This is a genomic window from Bacillus sp. iso_77 (genome assembly GCF_056173625.1).
Genome location: NZ_CM149683.1, coordinates 405,556 through 424,663, shown reverse-complemented (window position 1 = coordinate 424,663; position 19,108 = coordinate 405,556). Strand labels below are relative to the sequence as shown.

Here is a 19,108-nt window from a genome sequence, read left to right as displayed (position 1 = left end):
TTTATTGGCTGATGAATTGCCTTTTTGTTGTCTGCTCAATGACATGCCTCATATGTTCTGCGAACTGCTCGAGGTGTGTGTTGATATACATGTGGCCTCCTTCGAAATCAGTGCGTTCGATGGCGTTTGCCCATGTTAGCCAGCCGTCTGCGTCTTCAATACATTTCTTATCTTGCTTTCCGTTCAATAAATAAACGGGTGATTCAATGATTGTTTTGTCTGTGTGCTGGAAGGATTCTAATGCTTGATAGTCGGCACGTAAGGATGGTGTAAAGTAATCCATCATTGGCTTGTTCTCTAACAATTCTTTTGGAATCCCGCCCATTTCAGCAATATGCTGAACAAATGCTTCATTCGATAAATGGGTCAATATTTGTCTTTTTGTTTGCGGCGGCTGAATGGCAGAAATGACAACTGCTGCCGGATCGATGCCTTCCCTTTCTAGCAACTGAGTCAGCCTGTACACCACAAGTCCGCCCATGGAATGTCCGAACAAAATAAATGGACGGTTTAATTTGCCTGTCAGTCCTTCTTTATACAATTCAGCCAGCCGGTCAATGCTTGTTTCAAGCGGCATGAGGTTCGTTCCATGACCCGGAGGTTCTGCTGCTGTCACTTCGGCCGTGTCCTTCAGCTGTTCAAAGAGCGGACGGTAAGAGGCGGAATATCCGCCTGCAAAAGGAAAACAAATAAGCTGAATGAGATCTGATTTTTTTTCAAAGGTTTTAAATAATTGGTTCAATACGTCCTTACCCCTTTACGATCGTTTCAAGAATCTGCGCAAGTTGATCTGCCTGCGGTCTTTTCATCATGGTCACATGGTCGCCTTTTATTTGATAATACGAGCACGTTTCTCTCGTGTAAGCTTCCCAATCGGCAAATTTCTTCTGGAAATCTGTGGCGTGATCGCTGCTTTGTATAATATAAAACGGCACAGAGAATGGGTCTTTTTCTAATTCAATGGCTTGTGACATGATGGTATTATGAGTCTGCATTTGCAAGTATTTATCTAAATAGTGATCATTCATAAATTGATGAACGACTTCATCCTTTTCTGCTTCTTTGAGGATTTTCTGCTTCACTTCTTGGAAGCTGAGCCCTTGTAATGCTTCTGGTTTGATGCCGACGAGGTTCCCCATACCTAGGACGAGGGCCAGCATTTTCACTTCTTCTTCGTTCATATCGGCATGAAGCGCTTGATCTGCCTCATCTCTTAATACCGGAACCGTATCTAAAATGATCAATCCTTTTGGCGCTTTTCCTGCATGACAGAGTCTCTGATTCATTCCGTAAGCAAGATGTCCGCCCATGGAATGCCCTGCCAAATAATCAATGCCTGGTCGATAGAATGTCTCAATGGCTTCAATAAAAATGGTGACAAGCTCTGTATAATGAAGGAATTGTGGTTCTTCATCCTCATACAAGCCTGGAGACTGCAAGGCGTAAACAGCTCCTTCATGTGTCATGAGCTTGGCCACATCGATATAACCCATCACCGTTCCACCAGCAGGCGGTGCAAAGAAAATTCTCGGTTCAGCCGGATCCCCTTTTTTCAACTCGATCACATAGTCTTTCGGCGCTCTTTCGACAGACTCGCCTGTTTCTGGCACTGTGTCCAAATATGCCGCTAACTGCGCTGGCGCTGGGTGCATGAAAATCCATTTCGGATCAACACGGACACCTTTTTCTTTTAATTTGGCAACGGCTTGAATACTCATAATGGAATCTCCACCTAAATCAAAGAATGAATCATGAATTCCTACTCGTTTGACACCAAGCACTTCACTGAAAGCTGTCACAATCAGCTGCTGTGTTTCTGTTGCCGGTTGATCGTCTTCATGTGAGGAAGAGACTGCGTCTGTCGGCTCCGGCAATGCTTTTTGATCGACCTTCCCATTTGTTGTGACAGGAATTGCGTCAAGTACGATAAAGTAACTTGGAATCATATAGCCTGGCAGGCTTTCCTGTAAAAATGCTTTCCATCCAGGAACAGGCTCTCCCCCATCTGTGACAAGGTAGGCTGCCAGCCGTTTTGAGCTGCCGTACGTTTTAGCAATGACGGTACATTCTTTTACTTGTGGGTGTTTGAGCAGGGCTGTCTCAATTTCTCCACATTCAATTCGGTAGCCTCTAATTTTCACCAAGTTGTCTTTTCGGCCAAGGTATTCAATACTGCCATCAGACCGCCATTTCCCTAGGTCACCGGAACGATACAGTTTGTCCCCTTTTAATGCCGGGAATGGATTGTCAATAAACCGCTCCTGCGTACGCTCTGGGTCATGCAGATATCCTTTTGCCAGCCCTGTTCCGCCGATATAGATTTCTCCTTTGACGCCTGTAGGTACTGGATTGAGATGATCATCTAGTATGACAACCGTTGAGTTGGCGACTGGCACACCGATTGGCACTGATCTTGCATCCTCGGGTACGTGTGTGACTTGATAAGTGGTCGCTAATGTTGTGTTTTCTGTTGGACCGTAAGCATTGATCAGCACACCCTTCATATGTGGCAATGCCTTTCGTGCATGCTCACTAGACATGGCTTCTCCGCCAACGAGTAATGTACGGTATCCAGCCACACTTTTTGGATCATGCTCAATCAGCCGGTTGAATAATGCAGTTGGCAAACAGTTGGCTGTGACTTGATGCATTTTGATTAAACGAGTTAATTCGTCCATATTCAGAGCAGCATATTTCGGGATCAGAACCAGCTGACCGCCATTGAGCAGCATTCCCCATAATTCAAAGGTAAAGGCATCAAATGCATAATTAGACAGCTGAAGCATTTTATCTTCTGAACCAAGCTCAATATAGTTTGTTTCTTTCACTAAGCGGACCACTCCTGCATGAGGAAGCATCACGCCTTTTGGTGTGCCTGTTGAGCCTGAAGTGTAGTTAACATAGGCAAGCTGGTCTTCTCCTACAATCGATTTTTCCCTTTGATACACTGCGCCTGTTTCTGGTAACGGCTTGTCCATTTCAATCTTTGTGCCGCTCAGATCGTCTAAACGATTGATCAGATGCGACTGGGTTAAGATGATATCGCTTTGTGTATCGCGAACGATCAGACCGATACGGGCATCTGGATACTCAGGTGACATCGGTACATAAGCAGCACCCGACTTGACGATCCCTAGAACTGAGACCATCATGTCAAACGAACGATCAAACAGCATCGGGACAAGTGAACCGGGTCCAACGCCTTTTGACTGTAAATAGGCAGCCAGTTTTGTCGCCCTCTCGTCTAAATCTTGATACGTCATATGCTCTTCCATATAAGATACAGCAATCCGGTGCGGGTCACGCTGCACTTGTTCTTCAAATAATTCTTGCAGCGTACGCTTTGGATAAGGCGTGTCAGTTTGATTTTTCCCTATGATCATGGCATCCTGTTCTGTTTTGTCCATGACGCAAAAGTCAGCAAATGTCCGTTCAGGCTGAGCCGTCATGCCATCTAACAGATTGAGATAATAATTCATCATACGGTGGATCGTTTCTTGCTCAAATAAATCCGTATTATATTCCACATGGATAGACAGCTTGTCCTCCTGCTCAAATACATGCAAGGTGAGATCAAATTTAGAGACGGTATGATGGACCATCACTTGTTCCGATGTCAGTCCTTTTAGGTTGATATCCAGCGAATCAGTGACATACCCCATGGCGACTTGGAAGATCGGTGAACGACTTAGGTCTCTATCCATTGAAAGGTCATCCACAAGCTTGTCGAATGGATAATGCTGATGCTCAAAGGCTTTTAACGTCATTTCTTTCACCTTTGCCAGTAAATCGGCAAAGGTATCGGCTTTTGAAACGTCCTGTCTCAGCGCCAACGTATTGACAAACATGCCGACGAGCTTCTCTGATTGTTCGACATCACGGCCAGCGATCGGCGATCCAACAATGACATCTGTTTGTCCAGACAACTTGTGAAGCAGGACATAATAGGCTGACAACATCGTCATAAATAGTGTTGTCCCCTGCTGCCTCGACAAGGCATGTAAACGACGAACAAGCGGTTCATCTATCACGATTTGCTCTGTAGCCCCATTAAATGTTTGAACCGGCGGACGAGGACGGTCAAACGGGAGCTCTAATACCGGCAACTCTCCTTGTAACGTTTCTAGCCAATAGCTCTGAGCCTCATGGTGGTTCTTTAATTGCTCATTCTCCCAATGAACATAGTCGGTCCATTCAATCTCAAGTGCAGGTAGCTCAGGCGTTTTCTCTGATAATAGCGCACCATACACGACTTCTAATTCTTGAATAAGCAGGCTGAGCGACCATGCATCGGAAATGATATGATGCTGCGCACAAAGCAAGTAATATTCCTCTTTCCCCATATCAACAATTGTCCATTGTGCAAGCGGTCCCCGTTCTAAGTCATAGATGCGGTTCGCCTCTTGCTGAATCAGCTGTTCCAATCTTCTCGCTCTTGTTTTTTCATTAAATAATGAGAAATTCGCAACGGTTACTGATGGCGGAAGATCTTCACGGATGACTTGAACAGGCTTGCCGCCAATGGTTTGAAATGTTGCGCGCAGTGCTTCATGACGTTTTGTTAAGAGACCGATCGCCTTTGTTAACGTTTGGATGTGTAATTGGCCCATCAGCTTCCAAGCACCTAATATATTGTAATGATGGCTCTTTTCTAATGTAGATAAGAACCAAATTCGCTTTTGAGCGTGTGACAGCTCATAGCTTGTTCGTTTTTCCAGCTTTGGAATGCCGACTTCCTGAATGGCTGGTGCTCCATTGATGTCATCGACCATTTGTGCCAAGTGTGCCAGATTCTTGCTCTCAAATAATATTTTTAGCGGTGCCTTTATTGAAAACTCATGATTAATACGAGAAATCGTTTGAGTGGCCTTTAATGAATGTCCACCAAGTTCAAAGAATTGATCCTCTTTGTACACACGATCGACTTCTAAAATATCCTCCCATATGGCCGCAAGCACCTGCTCTGTCTTCGTTTCTGGCAATTGCTTTTCAAACGGCTGTGCATGTTTGTGATGGAACTGTTTGAGGGCTTCATGATCAATAGAGCCATCTTGTTTTTTCGGTATATCTTCCACTTGCCTGATGTCCCATTTCCCCTCTATGATGTCTGTGATCTTGTCAGCATCCACTTCTTTGCCTGATTGCACCGTATAGTACAGTTTCTTTTCAAAATGTGGTATTGGTGCTGGTTGAAGATGTTCAGCGATTTCTTGATTCGCCCCATCTAGGCCAATAAATAGATGCGCTTCATTCAGCCGAACACCTAGACATAATGAATGGAGTCCTTGTTTTTTTCCAATCAATTGAAAGCCCTTGCGAACGGTTAGCGCAGCCCCAGTATGTCCCTTAGACAAACCAAGATTATCCCACATGCTGAAATTCAACGAAATCGCTCTTCTTCCCTCATGATAGGTAAGGGCATGTGCGAGTCCATCTAAAAAGCTGTTCGCCGCAGAATATGCGCCAAATGTGGTGCCGCCAAAAAAGCCATTTACTGATCCAAAAAAGACGAGTGGAACTGACGGATCATGCTTGAAAGCTTCCTGCAGCACCCAAGCACCATCTGCCTTCCCTGAAAGTTCTTTGACGAAATCTTCTTCTGTTGTATGAGCCAGTGTGTACGTATCCACATGCTGAAAGTGCTCAGATACATTGCCAGCACCGGCTAAATGAAGCGCTCCTCGGATCGACTGTCCGAAATGCTTTTCTGCTTCATAAATCGCCCGCTCGACGTCACATAAATTCGTCACATCGGCTTGTACATAAAGGACGTCTCCCTGATCTTTCAGTTGTGAGAATGACGCCTCTTTTTCTCTGTCTTCTTCAAGGGATGTCCGTCCAATTAACACGAGCTTCAAGCCAAATTGGAGCATTTGCTTAGACAGTTCAAATCCAATACCGCCAAGCCCGCCAGTCAGCAAATACAAGCCTTCATATTCTAAAAACCCTTCTGTCTGAGGTGCCGTCATCATATTCACTTTTTCCAGCTTTGGTACGAGGCGCTGGCCATGCCGGTAAGACACTTCTGCTTTCAAATGAATCGCACCTAGTTCGTCCGCAATATGTTTGGCATCCTGTTCCACATTCTCCGCTTCAATATCAAGGTGAGACACTTCTGCCCCTTCCCATTCTTGCGGGATGGTTTTTAATAATCCGGCAAGAGACGTTTTCTCCACATGAAGCTCATCTTGCGGTTTTACAAATTGACCACCTTTTGTGACAACAACGAGACGCATCGGCTCTTTATTTGCTTGTCTCAATGCTTGATACAAATACAAAATGGATTGGCTAGTGCTTGCATTCAGTTCTTTGAACTGCGCAGGGCTGGCAATCATCTCCTTGTCTGATACATTCCACAAGTGGAGCATACGGTCAATTTTTAATTCATCGGCTTCAAGCGCCGCCACAAGCCTGACGTAATCCCCCTTGATTCGAGGGTTCATCTGATACATCCCTTTTGACAGGCGTAAAAATTCATAACCCTTTTTCACAGAAACATAAGGCAGGTTCATTTGTTCAAATTGTGTATAAAGCGATGGATAAAGCCCTTTTTCATCCTCAAATACGAGTACATGATCAGTGGATACTGGCTGAGATGGACCGATATTCTCTTTTACCCAAATACGTTTAAAGAACCAATCTGGGAGGGTTTGTTCATTTTCCGAAGCAAGATCAAGTGCACGTTCAATGTCATGAAATACCCCATCTTTCAGTGCCGCACCTAGTTGGGCACGTTGGATTTTTCCGCTTTCTGTTTTCGGAAATTGGTCTTTTTTCACCGGAATGATATGGTCAGGTTCGATTCCCATTTTGCGAATGATGCTCTCTCTAATCTGCTGAATCATTGTGATTTGATCCTCTATCGAATCCTTCTGCGTGACAAAAAAGACGGCGAGTGTGTCATTACTTGATTCGGGATTGTAAATGCCGTACGCAGCGGCAAAGGTGACTTCAACCCCCTCAACTTCTTCCACAACGGCTTCAATTTCGTAATTCAAATAGTTCGCTCCGTTGATGACGATGATATCCTTTTCTCGTCCTGTGAGGACAAGGCGCCCTTCATGAATAAATCCTAAATCTCCTGTATGAAACCAGCCGTTTTCCGCAAATACTTCTTCATTGGCTTCCTCATTTTGATAGTAGCCCATCATAATCGTTGGACTCTTCACCTGCAAGCGGCCGACTTGATCTTCTGGCAACACTTGGTGATGCTCGTCTACAATCCGAATCCATACAGAAGGGATGGGTGCACCGACTTCTGTAAAAGTTATCTTGTGCGGATGATCGTGCGTCACATATTGAATCTCACTTGTTAATGAGGTCTGATCAATGGTCAGTTGTCCACCCTGATCATCATGACGCATGAATTCTTTTGACTGGACAATGGCTGATGATGTTTCTGACATGCCATAAGCCGGCACCATCGCATGGCGGCTTAATCCGTGCTCACCCATGATGTGCATGAAACGCTGCGTCACTTTAGGAACAACTGCTTCGGCGGCGTTCATGATATAGGTCAAGGTGGAGAGATCCCAGCTCCCTTTGCGAATGTCGTCTTCATATTCATTCATCATCGCAAAGGCAAAGTTTGGCGCCCACGTCCTTGTGACACCGTATCTTTCTACCCAATCCAGCCACACCATCGGCCGTTCGATAAATTGATCAATGGATGGACTAATTTGCTGGCAGCCGAGGTAGACATCATGGACATGAAACATGACAATGCCCCCTACATGATCAAGCGGCATCCAGTTCATTGATACATCCTCATGCGTGAAACCATTTGCCTGCTCAAAGGAAATGATTCTAGATAAAATGCTTTGATGGTTGTGCCGGATACACTTTGGCACACCCGTACTTCCTGAGGACAGCAGCTGAAGCACAGGCTCATCCGGCTCTGGTTCATAATGCTGTTCATCTGGGTCACAGGCAAGTAATGTTTCGATTGTTAAAATCGGAATCGCTTTTGCTTCAAACGTTTCTCGCAGCCCTGCAATGTCCTCAGCACTCGCTTCATTTGTAATAATGAATGGTTCATTTTGAAGCTGAAACACGCCCTTGAGCTTGTTCACACCTTGATTCATTTCATCATACACAGGCGGTACAGAGACTGGGGTTGGAATGATTCCACCGAGAATACAGCCCCAGAATACCGTGATAAAATCTTGATGATCCTTCAATTGAAGCAGCACTTGATCGCCGTTTGAAAGTCCGGCTGCCCTTAATCCAGATAGGACACGTTCCGCTCCTGTGAGTAATTCCGGGTAAGTCTGGATCACCTCATGACCGCCTTCTTTGAGATACGTGACTCCGCGATTTGGTGACATAAAGGCGGCTCGGATCAGTACCTCTGTCAATGTGACTGGTGTACCTGGTTTTCTGATCACATCACCTCCATAAACAAGAGCTGGTGGTTTTTCTTGTACGGAGGATTGTATGGTTTGGCTGACTTCATCTTTTGAAAACGATTCGTTTCCATTTGTACGCTGTCTATCTGGGACGAGGTCATCTAAATGATAGGGTGTTTGTTTTTCTGTCTGACTCTCTATCAAAACGGCTGCTTCCTCTACTCCATCTATGGCTTTCGTGCGCTCTTCTATCTTTCTCCGTTCCTCTTCATCTAGTACATCAATGGCAAGCAGCGCCTCGGTATCGACCGCTCCGTTTTCTTTTCGCGGCAAGGAAGGGACGAGGACGAGTGCGGCTGGCACTTCATCAGGATGAAGCGGGCCTCTCATCAAATCCTCTCTTGTCAACGAAGGGTCCTTCGCCTGTGCAAACAGCACAAGCGATAGGCCTCCTTCTTGATTTTTCTTCGGGATGAGCGCACATTCCTTTAGTGGAAAGTGAAGCATGAAGACTTTCTCTAATGCTTTGAGATCGATTCGTTTTCCATTGATCCTGACAATATGATTTGCTGCATTTCCTTTTCGTCTACTAACTAGCATTCTTCTTCTCCTCCTACATCCAATCCAAAATCTGAATCTTGCTTTCTTCCGTCCAAACGCCGACATCCCCTGTCGGATAAAGATATTCGCCTGTTTGATGTTTGAATGGATGCGGAATTTTATGCGCCTCCATCCAATCGGCTAGCTCTCCAAAAAGTGCTTTGATCTCTTTGGCGCCGATAAAAATATCTCCAGGAAATCCAATTGGCATGAGCTGATGTTCTTCATTCAGGACATATATTTCCGTTTCATAGGCAGGATCATGTACGCCTGCATAAACTTCTTCTTGGTCTGGGTATAGCACGCTGACATGTGCGTTTTTCGCCCAATCACTGATCATCCGTTCTTTTTCCTCATTTGTCACAATGGTGAAGGAAGATAGCGGCGTATCCACTTGTTCTGTCATGGCTTCAAGTGTGTGAATCAGCTGCTGCATCAGCGTTTGTATTTGCTTTTCTGTATATTGATTTAAGTTGTATGTGATCCGAAGCTCCAGCGTATCTCCCGGTACTGCGACAAGGGTTAAGTCATAATTTGTTTCTTCATGACTGGCGATGTCTAAAATGCGTACGCCATACGGCTCAATGGACTCAATCGGATAGTTTTCAAACACGACAATGCTGTGAAACAATGCCTCTCCATTTGGAATTTCCGTCATCTGCTGAATATCTGGCAATACGGTATACTCGTATTCTCTCATCTGAAAAACGGTTTCCTGTGTATGGGCGAGCAAACGCGCAATCGTCCAGTCCGAATGGATCGGTAGACGAAGCGGCAATGTGTTAATAAAGAGCCCTGTCATGCTTTCCACTTCTGGTAAGTCGGCTGGCCGGCCAGATACGGTCACCCCAAATATGACATCCTCTGCGCCCGAATGAAGGTGCAAGAGCAGTCCCCACGCTGATTGAATCAGTGTGCTCATCGTGACCTTCTGCTTGCCAGTCATCTTCTCCAGTCTCTGCTGCATCTCTGGCGTCAGTTTGACGCTGGACTGCGCCATGCTTGCTTCTTGGTCTGAAGCATGTTCTTCGCCGTCTCCTGGAAGCGGTGTCGCTTCCTCTACGCCTGACATATAACGCTGCCAGAATTCTTGCGCCTTCTCTTGATCCTGCTTCTTCAGCCATTCGATAAAATCTTTATATGGACGGACTGTAGAAAGACTGATCTCTCGTTCGTCCACAAGAGAGCAATACATCGCAAAAGATTCCTGAATAAAACTGAACAAACTCCAGCCATCGATTAAAATGTGATGAAAACTAAAGACAAACGTGCATCTTTCCTCATCACAACGGAATAAAGCAACCCGAATCAGCGGTTCATCTATATGGTCTAAATTGAAATCCTTTGAACGATCAGATACTAAAAACTGTTCGATTGTCTCTTCTTGCTCCGCATCACTCAGGTGGCGCACATCGTGCTGAGTGAGGTGGATGCTTCCTTCTGATTGAATGAACTGAACAGGCTCCTTCAACCCTTCCCAAGCGAATTTTGTTCTCAAAATCGAATGACGTTCTACAAGAAGGTTCCAAGCTTGTTCATAGGCATCACCGTTTGTTAAGCCTTGGAGCGTCATATGCACCTGACCAAAATAAGCTTGTGAGGCTTGATCTAGCAGTGCATGAAACAGCATTCCTTGCTGCATTGGAGACAGCGGATACACATCGACTACATTGTCTGGAAGTTCATCTATTTGCTTTTGCGTGAGCTGAACCATTGGAAAATCAGATGGTGTAAAGCCGCCGCTCGTTTCAACACAATGCGTCAAGATGATCTCCATTTTTTCTTTAAAACGTTCAGGTAACAACCGCACCTCTTGATCTTGCAGCAGTTCCCGATTGATCATAAAGTTCATCTGCAACTGACCATCTGTCACATATCCATACACATCGATCAAATGCTGTCTTTCTGCTTTCGGATCGTGAACATGTCCATTTCTTTCGTCTGCTATATAAAGCTTGGCTTCGCCATCTGCCTGATCTAACTGACCGAGGTAATTAAAGCTCATCTGCGGCGCTACCGTTTTGAGTAAACGAGGTTCTGTCATGTATTGAAGCAAACCATAGCCGATTCCCTTTTGCGGCACAGCTCGTAAGGTTTCTTTGACGTCTTTGATTTGTCTTGCAACATCGGTTTGTATAAAAGGAATAAAAATAGGATAAGAGCTTGTAAACCAGCCGACTGTCCGTGACAAATCCATCTGTTCAAATAAATCCTCGCGTCCATGCCCTTCTAACGTGATGAGCATTGGCTTTCCAATGGCTTGCGTGAGTCCTGATAACAGTAAATCGTTAATCTCTGTTCGGTATGCTTGTGAGGCCTGTCTAAGTAACATATCTGTTTGTTCCTTTGTGAGCTGAACCGACAGGATCTCTGCATGTTCTTCTATATTAGAAAGCGCAGGCAGTTGGAAAGGAGAACCTTCTTCCTCTTGATCCTTGATTTTTTGCCAAAAAGAGGCCTGCGCTTGTAATTGATCTGTTTGTGCATATTCATATAAGGCATCTGCCCACTGCTTATAGGAGGCGGTTTTTTTCGCAAATATGATGTCCTGCCCCGTAGCAAGCTGTTTCAATCCATTTAGTACATCTTCTTGTATCATGCGCCATGATATGCCATCCATGACGAGATGGTGTGCAGCAATAAAGAGCTCAGACGTGTCTTCACCTGTATGAAAAAGAATCGCTTTGATCACTTCTCCTCGCTCTAATGACAATGTTCCTTGACAGGCACTTGTCTCCAAGCGGATTTGTTCCCGTGCTTCCTCCTGAGATACATCCGTCACATCAAAGAATGTGACACATGGTGTGACACCAGGCTCACGAATGGTTTGAATCCATGTGCCATCTGCCTCTTTTGTATAGATAGCTCTCAGCATATCGTGATGATCGACCAGTTTTGAAAGAACCTGTGTTAACTGTTCATGCGGAACAGATCGCTTCATTTCAATATGCGCCGATAGATTCCAATAATCTTGATTGGTCATCGATTGCTCAAAGAACCAAGATTGAATCGGGAGAAGACGAACCTCTCCTGTCACAGGTGATTGATCATAGACCGTAGAGACCTCTGCCTTTCTCATCGCTTGTGCGAGTTGTGAGATGGTCTGTTTTTCAAATACATCTCTCGGCTGGATGACGTAGCCTTCCTGTGCTAAGCGTGCCACCATTTGTATGACAATAATGGAATCTCCGCCAAGCTCAAAGTAGTTATCATGGACGCCAATAGAAGGAACGCCTAGCAGCTGAGACCACACTTTTTCTAACACACGTTCTTCCTCAGTAGCTGCTTTGTCAATGGCTGTTTCTACTTCTTCTTGTCTCCACTCTGGCGGCGGAAGACGCTTTTGGTCTACCTTGCCATTTGGCGTGAGCGGTAATTCATCCAGCTCTATTAATAGGCTTGGTACCATATAATCTGGCAGAATGTCTTTTAAGTTATGGCGAATGTCTTGCGTGGTCATGCCGCCTTTTTGGACAAAATAACCGATCAATCGCTTATGACCACTCTCGTGCTGATGCGGGATAACGGCACATTCTTTGATGTCATCAAATGTCAGCATAGCGGCTTCAATTTCTCCACATTCCACGCGGTGTCCACGAATTTTCACTTGATGATCGATTCTTCCAAGACAGTCAATGATGCCATTTGACAGCCAACGGCCCATATCGCCTGTTTTATATAAACGCGCTCCTTCTTGGAAAGGATGCGGGATAAATGATGATGCTGTTTTTTCTTCATCTCCAAGGTAACCAAGTGCTAGCCCTGTGCCGCCAACATAAATTTCGCCGATGACGCCTTGCGGAACTGGCTGCATTTGGTCATCTAATACATAAGCTTGTGAATAAGCAATAGGCTGTCCAATCGGGACCGTCGCCTGATCTTCTTCCAGTGCCCGAATATGATGCACACAGGAGAATGTTGTATTCTCTGTTGGTCCATAACCATTTAAAAGCCCTTCAGGTAAATACGGCAGTGCTTTTCTGATATGAGCGGCTGATAAGGCATCTCCGCCGACCAATAATGCATGAAGTCCAGATAAAGCTTCTGGATGTTCTTCTGTTAAACGGTTGAACAGCGGCACAGTCAAGAACCCTGTTGTAATCTGATGAGTTTTTAGTGCTTCCGCTAATGTATCCATTGATAAAATGGTATTTCGATCCGTCAGTATGAGCCTTCCCCCGTTTAAAAGGGCTCCCCATATTTCATACGTAAAAGCATCAAAAGAGAAGCTGGCGATTTGTAAAATGCGCGTTTGTTCATTAAGGGTGACATAGTCTGTTTCACACACAAGCCGGACGACCGCTTGATGAGGGATCAGTACTCCTTTTGGCTGTCCAGTTGACCCCGATGTGTAATTGATATAAGCAAGTCCATCAGGTCTTAGTGCAGCGGGCATGACCTCTGCTTCTGGTAAAAATTCTTCATACCCTTGATCAAGACAAATGAGTTCCGTTTGATGGATGGATACTTTTTTCAGCCATTCATTTTTTGTCAGTAAAAGCTGAATCCCTGTATCTCTCAGCATATAGTCAATGCGGGCATCTGGATATTCAGGATCAATTGGTACATAAGCTCCGCCTGCTTTCACAATGGCCAGCACCCCAAGAATCATTTCAGGCGATCTGTCGATGAGCAGTCCAACTGGTTCATGCGGTGTCACGCCTCGCTGCTGCAAATAGGCTGCTAGACGATCGACTTTCTCATGTAACTCTTGGTACGTCCACTCATCTCCCTGGAACTCGAGCGCCACTGCATGAGGTGTCTTTTTCACTTGCGCTTCAAATCGTTCCGTCATGAGTAGCGGACCTTTTGGTTGATCAGTCTTTCCGCTCCATTCATAGAGCAATTGATGCTTTTCTTTCTCTGGCAGGAAATTCACTTGTCTGATCGGCTGCGCTGGATTTTCACAAATGCTTTCAAGCAGATGCTCGTAGTATGCGAGGAATCGCTCCATCGTGTCATCAGAAAATAAATCCGCTTGATACTCCAGTTTTAACTGAAGGCCTTCAGCTCCTTCAAACACAAACAGGGAGAGATCAAATTTCGCTGTATCATTATCTTCAATGGTTAAAACCGACGTCGCCTCCCCCATTGGAGATGCTTCAAGCGGTAAGTTTTGCAGAACAAACATGACCTGAAACAGCGGCTGCTTACTGGCATCACGCACAATATTCAATTCATCGACCACCATCTCAAACGGCACATCCTGATGTGCATAAGCACCGACGGTTGTCTCCTTCACTCGCTCTAATAATTCCGTAAAGGCTGGATTCCCGCTATGGTCGATCCGAAGCGCCAATGTATTCACGAAAAATCCGATTAAATGCTCCATTTCCGTTCGATTTCTCCCAGCAATGACCGAGCCAATGACAAACTCATCCTGTGAAGACAATCGATGTAAAAGGGTAGAGAAAGCCGACAGCAAGGTCATATACAGTGTGCTGTCTGTTTTCTTGGATAGCGCCGCAATCTTTTTAGATAGTGACTTCGACAGGTGATATGTTTTCGTCTTCCCTTTGTAGGATTGAACAGCCGGCCGCGGATGATCATACGGCAATACCAAATCTTCAACAGGTGCCGCAAATTGCTCCTTCCAATAGGCAAGCTGCTTACGCAATGGTTCTCCTGTCAAATACTCCTTCTGCCACAGTGCGTAATCCGCATATTGAATAGGCAATGCCGGCAAGTGAGGCTCCCGCCCTTCGATCGCCGCTGTATACCACTCAGATAATTCTCTTGCAACAATGCCGATCGACCAACCATCTGACACGATGTGGTGAATGGACATAAGTAAGATATGCTCTGCGGGTGAAAGTCGAATCAGCTTCACTCGAAAGAGCGCTTCATGTTCTAATTGAAAAGGTGTGGATGCCTCTTCTTTCGCCCATTCAGCCGCTTTTTGTTCTTTCTCTTCCTCTGACGCTATGCCCGAAAGGTCCATCACCTCAAGCTCTGGCAGGGCCATCTGTTCATGAATGACCTGTACCGGTTCATCCCCGCTCATCGTAAAGGACGTTCTGAGCGATTCATGCCTTTTCACCATATGATGCAGACTTTCCTGAAGCACCTTGATATCTAAAGGCCCATTCATCCGAAACGAAATCGTATTATTGTAAAATGGCAGATCCGGCTCTAATTGATAGAGGAACCACTGTCTTTGCTGGGCATAAGACATCGGAATGTCCTGACCCTTCTCCATTTTTCTCATCGGAATCACTTCATCTGCTTTGGCATTTGAATCGATCCAGTCTGCTAATTCTCCGAGTCTCGTATGTTCAAACAACACAGCAAGCGGCACGTCAAACCCTGTTTTTTGCCTAACCTCAGACAGCATTTGCGTCGCCTTCAGCGAATGACCTCCTAGTAGAAAGAAATGATCGCCGCAGTTGACATCTGAGACACCGAGCAGCTCTGACCAAATGTGTGCGAGCAGTTTCTCCGTTTCTGTGTGAGGTGCTCTGTTGTCTGAATCCATTCCGCTTTCCTCTATTAATTCATGAAAATATGCCTCGTCTGGCGATCCATCTTCTGTTTCTTTCCAATATTCCTCAGGAAACAAATGTACGGCATATTCACCAGATAGACGGGACTGTAAACATGTATGAATCGATTGATATAGCCGCTCTTCCACCGCCTTTGATTGATCCGTTTTGAAAAAGACGTAAAAGATCTGCTCTGTTTGCATCTCCGCATCCGCATGGATCATCTCGTGAATCTCTTTCTTCGATCGATCCAATCCCGCATAAATGAGCGGAGCATCTGTCATCAGACATGCGAGCATCGTTTGGAAGCCTGCCTGCTTTGAAATTGGAAGATAACCTCTTTCTTTTAAAATGCCTTTTATCATGGAGCCTTCACTCATGCCAATCTCGTCCCACATGCTGAAACTAAAGCAATATGGCTTCACTGTAGATGTCAGCTTCTGATAATGAGCAAATTGTTCCACGAACTCATTGGCAGCGCAATAGGCGCCGACAGTCATACCGCCCTTTAGCGTTCGGGCTGACGAGCTGGAAAGAAATAAAACATTCCTGCGTTTGGAGGCAGCTTCATGAAGCGCAATCGTTCCATATACCTTCGCTTCGTACATGTCATTCAGAGACACAGATGTCATATCAGCAAGTAGTTCTTCTTGAATGATACCTGCGAAATGAATGATGCCATCCATCCTTTGATTTCCAGCGACCTCATGTCTAGAGATAATCGCTTCCACCTCTTTTTCAGCCGTGATGTCTGCTTTCTCATAAAGAACCTTGCCGCCATGCACTTTTGCCTGCTTTTCTAGCAAAGACAATGTCTCTTGCTGGTCACTAGAAAGTGCCTCTCTCTCTTTTCTTCCAAACAACACAAGATGTGCTTGATAAGATGTCAGTAGGTGTTCACTGACTAAACGTCCAATTCCGCCTAGCCCGCCTGTTATGACATAAAGCCCAGATGATTCAAATGGCGGCTCTTTCCTTTTCTGTTCCTTTTCCAAATGAAGAGGTGCTAAAAAGGGAATATAACGAACACCTTGACGATAAGCAGCGACATGACGGTCTTGGTCATGTGTGAGTTCTGCCATAATCGCCATTGCATGGGAATGACTAGATACCGATTCTGCTAGAGAAAAATCAAGACATTGCACCTTGATAAACGGCCATTCATGCTGAACTGCTGTCATCAGTCCGGCTGTCGTTGCTTTTTCTACATCGTGGATGTGATCCTCCGGCACATTCATCGCATGGGTTGAGACAAAAGTGATGGCCACCTGCTCCTCATAGACGGAAATGGCTTTTGTTAAAAATAATGCACTCATGCTGCCCGTTTTCTGCGCTTGTTTCGCCTTGGCCACATAAAGCTTGTCTTCTTGGTTTGTATAGTTCCAAAGGTGAATGATGTGTTTCACCGAAACGCCATACGAACGGAGCGTCTCAAAGAGTTGTTCGTAGTCAGACGGCCGATTCGGGTGGATGATGAAGTGAGTGTGTGTGAGTTGTTTGAACGCTTGACCCGGTTCAACCGTAATGTATGTTTGTTCACTGTTTGCAAAAGATTTCAATTGATCTGCCAGTCCTAATGGATCTGCGAAGATCACAACGTCCCCTACGATCTGCTTGTCAGCTGCATCAAGTGGAGCTGGTATCCACTTCTTTTGATAACTCCAATCAGGCAAGGTATGTTCATTTTCAAGTCTCATGTCCATTTCCATGATCATTTCATCAAATTCGCCTTCTTGCCATCTTGTCTTGAGCTGTGCCCTTTCTATTTTTCCAGAGCTTGTTTTGGGAAATGCATGCTTCTGGACAGGAATGATGCGAGATGCAGACAAGCCCATTTTTGTTGCAATATGGGATTTAATGTGCTGACTTGCCCTCATAATATAAGCCGGCTCATACAGCTTCGGTGTAAAAAAGAGAATCAGTTCATCGGATGCAGAAGCCTCCATTCGGACGGAACAAGCAGCCACAAAGCTCGTTTCTACTCCCGGTACTTCCTCTGCTATGGCTTCAATTTCATAGTTGTGATAGTTTTTCCCGTTGATGATAATCATGTCTTTTTCTCTACCGGTTAGTGTCAGCCTTCCTTCGTGCAGGAAACCTAAATCACCCGTGTGAAACCAGCCATCCGCTTGAAATACTTCTTGATTCGCTTCGTCATTCCGGTAATAGCCCTTCATGGTGGTTGGACCTTTTATTTGCACACGGCCAATATGATCTTCTGGAAGAAGCTCATGCTGATGATTGACGATGCGTATCGTGATACCTGGAATCGGTTTGCCCAACTCTGTAAAGCTGACGGTTCCTGTCTCACGTGCTTCTGCTGGTCTTAGCTGCTCTGTCAGCGACGTTTCCTCAAAGGTCAGAACCCCGCTGTTTTCATCTCCACGCTCAATCGCAAAGGAAAACACAACCGCTGATGAGATTTCAGACATGCCGAAAGCCGGTCTAATCACATCTCCCTTTAAGCCGTGCGGAGCAAGCAGGTGTAGAAATCGGTGGATGGTTTTTGGAACGACCGCCTCTGCCCCATTGATCATGCAGGTCATCGCCGACAGATCCCAAGACCCTGATGAAATCTCTTTCTCATAATCGTTGATCATCGCAAATGCAAAGTTAGGTGCCCACGTCTTCGTTGCACGGTAGCGGTCCATCCAGTCAAGCCACCGCAGCGGCTGAGCGATAAAGTCATCTGTTCTTGCCCGAATCTGCTCGCAGCCTGTGTACACATTGACAAGGTGGAACATCACGATGCCACCAATATGATCTAAAGGCATCCAGTCTAACGAGACATCCTCTTGTGTAAATTGATTCGCTGCTACTGTTCCTTTGACGTTCGCCAGCACACTTCTATGGGAATGCTCTACACACTTTGGCATCCCTGTACTTCCAGACGTTAAGATAAAGAAGACGGAATCATCCGGCGCGGCAGGGTGAGCGGCTGTATCTCTTTCTAATGTCAGCATCGGCTCAACTGCTGCGACACGTAATTGGTCTGTATGCCATAGTAAGGCTAACCCTTGCACCTCCTCGATCAGTGAGTCATCTGTTAGGATGAGTGGATGCTCGAGGAGCTTCCAAGCATGATGAAGCTTCTTCACTGCAGCATTCATCTCCCGATAGGTTGGGGCAGCTGACACAAGCGTTGGAACAAATCCGCCTAATACACATGCCCAAAAGGCAGTGACCATGGCATGATTCGATGAGAATTGAAAGAAAACAGGATCGCCTGCCTTAAGCCCCAGTGCCCTTAAACCAGTCAGAACCCTCTCGGCGTCTCCTTGTAACTGTGCATAAGATTGTGTGAGTTCGTTCTTGCTATTCACGATATACGTAAGCCCATTTGTCGTTTTTGCAGCCTCTGTTAAGACTTCCTGTAAAGTCTGTGCGCCTTGTGTGACGTCGAGATCCCCTCCATAGGAAAGTGCGGGCGGCATGTCGGCCAAAGCAGGTACAGCCGTTTGCGTCTGTATCGCTTCCGCTGCGGCCTCCTGCTCAATGTGCTTGTCGAGAAATAAATGAGAGAGGTGATACGGCCGCGGTCGAATGGTTTTTTCACGTGAAAAAACAGCGAAGCGTTCGATTTCGTTGGTTTGTAAAATGGTTGTCTTTACATCTTGTAAAATCGCATCCATTGATTCATGTCTACTCGTTTGGTTAATGGTTGATGGTTTCATATGA

Annotated in this window: 3 protein-coding genes; all 3 read right to left on the bottom strand. The window is 45.5% G+C overall.

The features are described from left to right. Position 1: 1 nt before the first annotated feature. From AC0VYC_RS02025 to AC0VYC_RS02015, 3 genes are read right to left on the bottom strand one after another with little or no spacing between them, the layout of a single operon-like run. Positions 2 to 742: a thioesterase II family protein gene (locus AC0VYC_RS02025; RefSeq protein WP_160758155.1), complete on the bottom strand. Its 741-nt coding sequence runs from the start codon at positions 740 to 742 to the stop codon at positions 2 to 4. A gap of 7 nt (positions 743 to 749) precedes the next feature. Further along, positions 750 to 8,948 (bottom strand): amino acid adenylation domain-containing protein, encoded by an 8,199-nt coding sequence (locus AC0VYC_RS02020; RefSeq protein ID WP_475389303.1) that lies wholly within the window; start codon positions 8,946 to 8,948, stop codon positions 750 to 752. Positions 8,949 to 8,961: 13 nt separating this feature from the next. Further along, positions 8,962 to 19,104, bottom strand: a complete 10,143-nt coding sequence (locus tag AC0VYC_RS02015) for a non-ribosomal peptide synthetase (protein ID WP_475389301.1) — start codon at positions 19,102 to 19,104, stop codon at positions 8,962 to 8,964. Positions 19,105 to 19,108 lie beyond the last annotated feature (4 nt).

Bases quoted from the DNA above. Each gene is read 5' to 3' on its own strand.
- AC0VYC_RS02015 (WP_475389301.1), bottom strand. From the start codon at position 19,104: ATGAAACCATCAACCATTAACCAAACGAGTAGACATGAATCAATGGAT.
- AC0VYC_RS02020 (WP_475389303.1), bottom strand. From the start codon at position 8,948: ATGCTAGTTAGTAGACGAAAAGGAAATGCAGCAAATCATATTGTCAGG.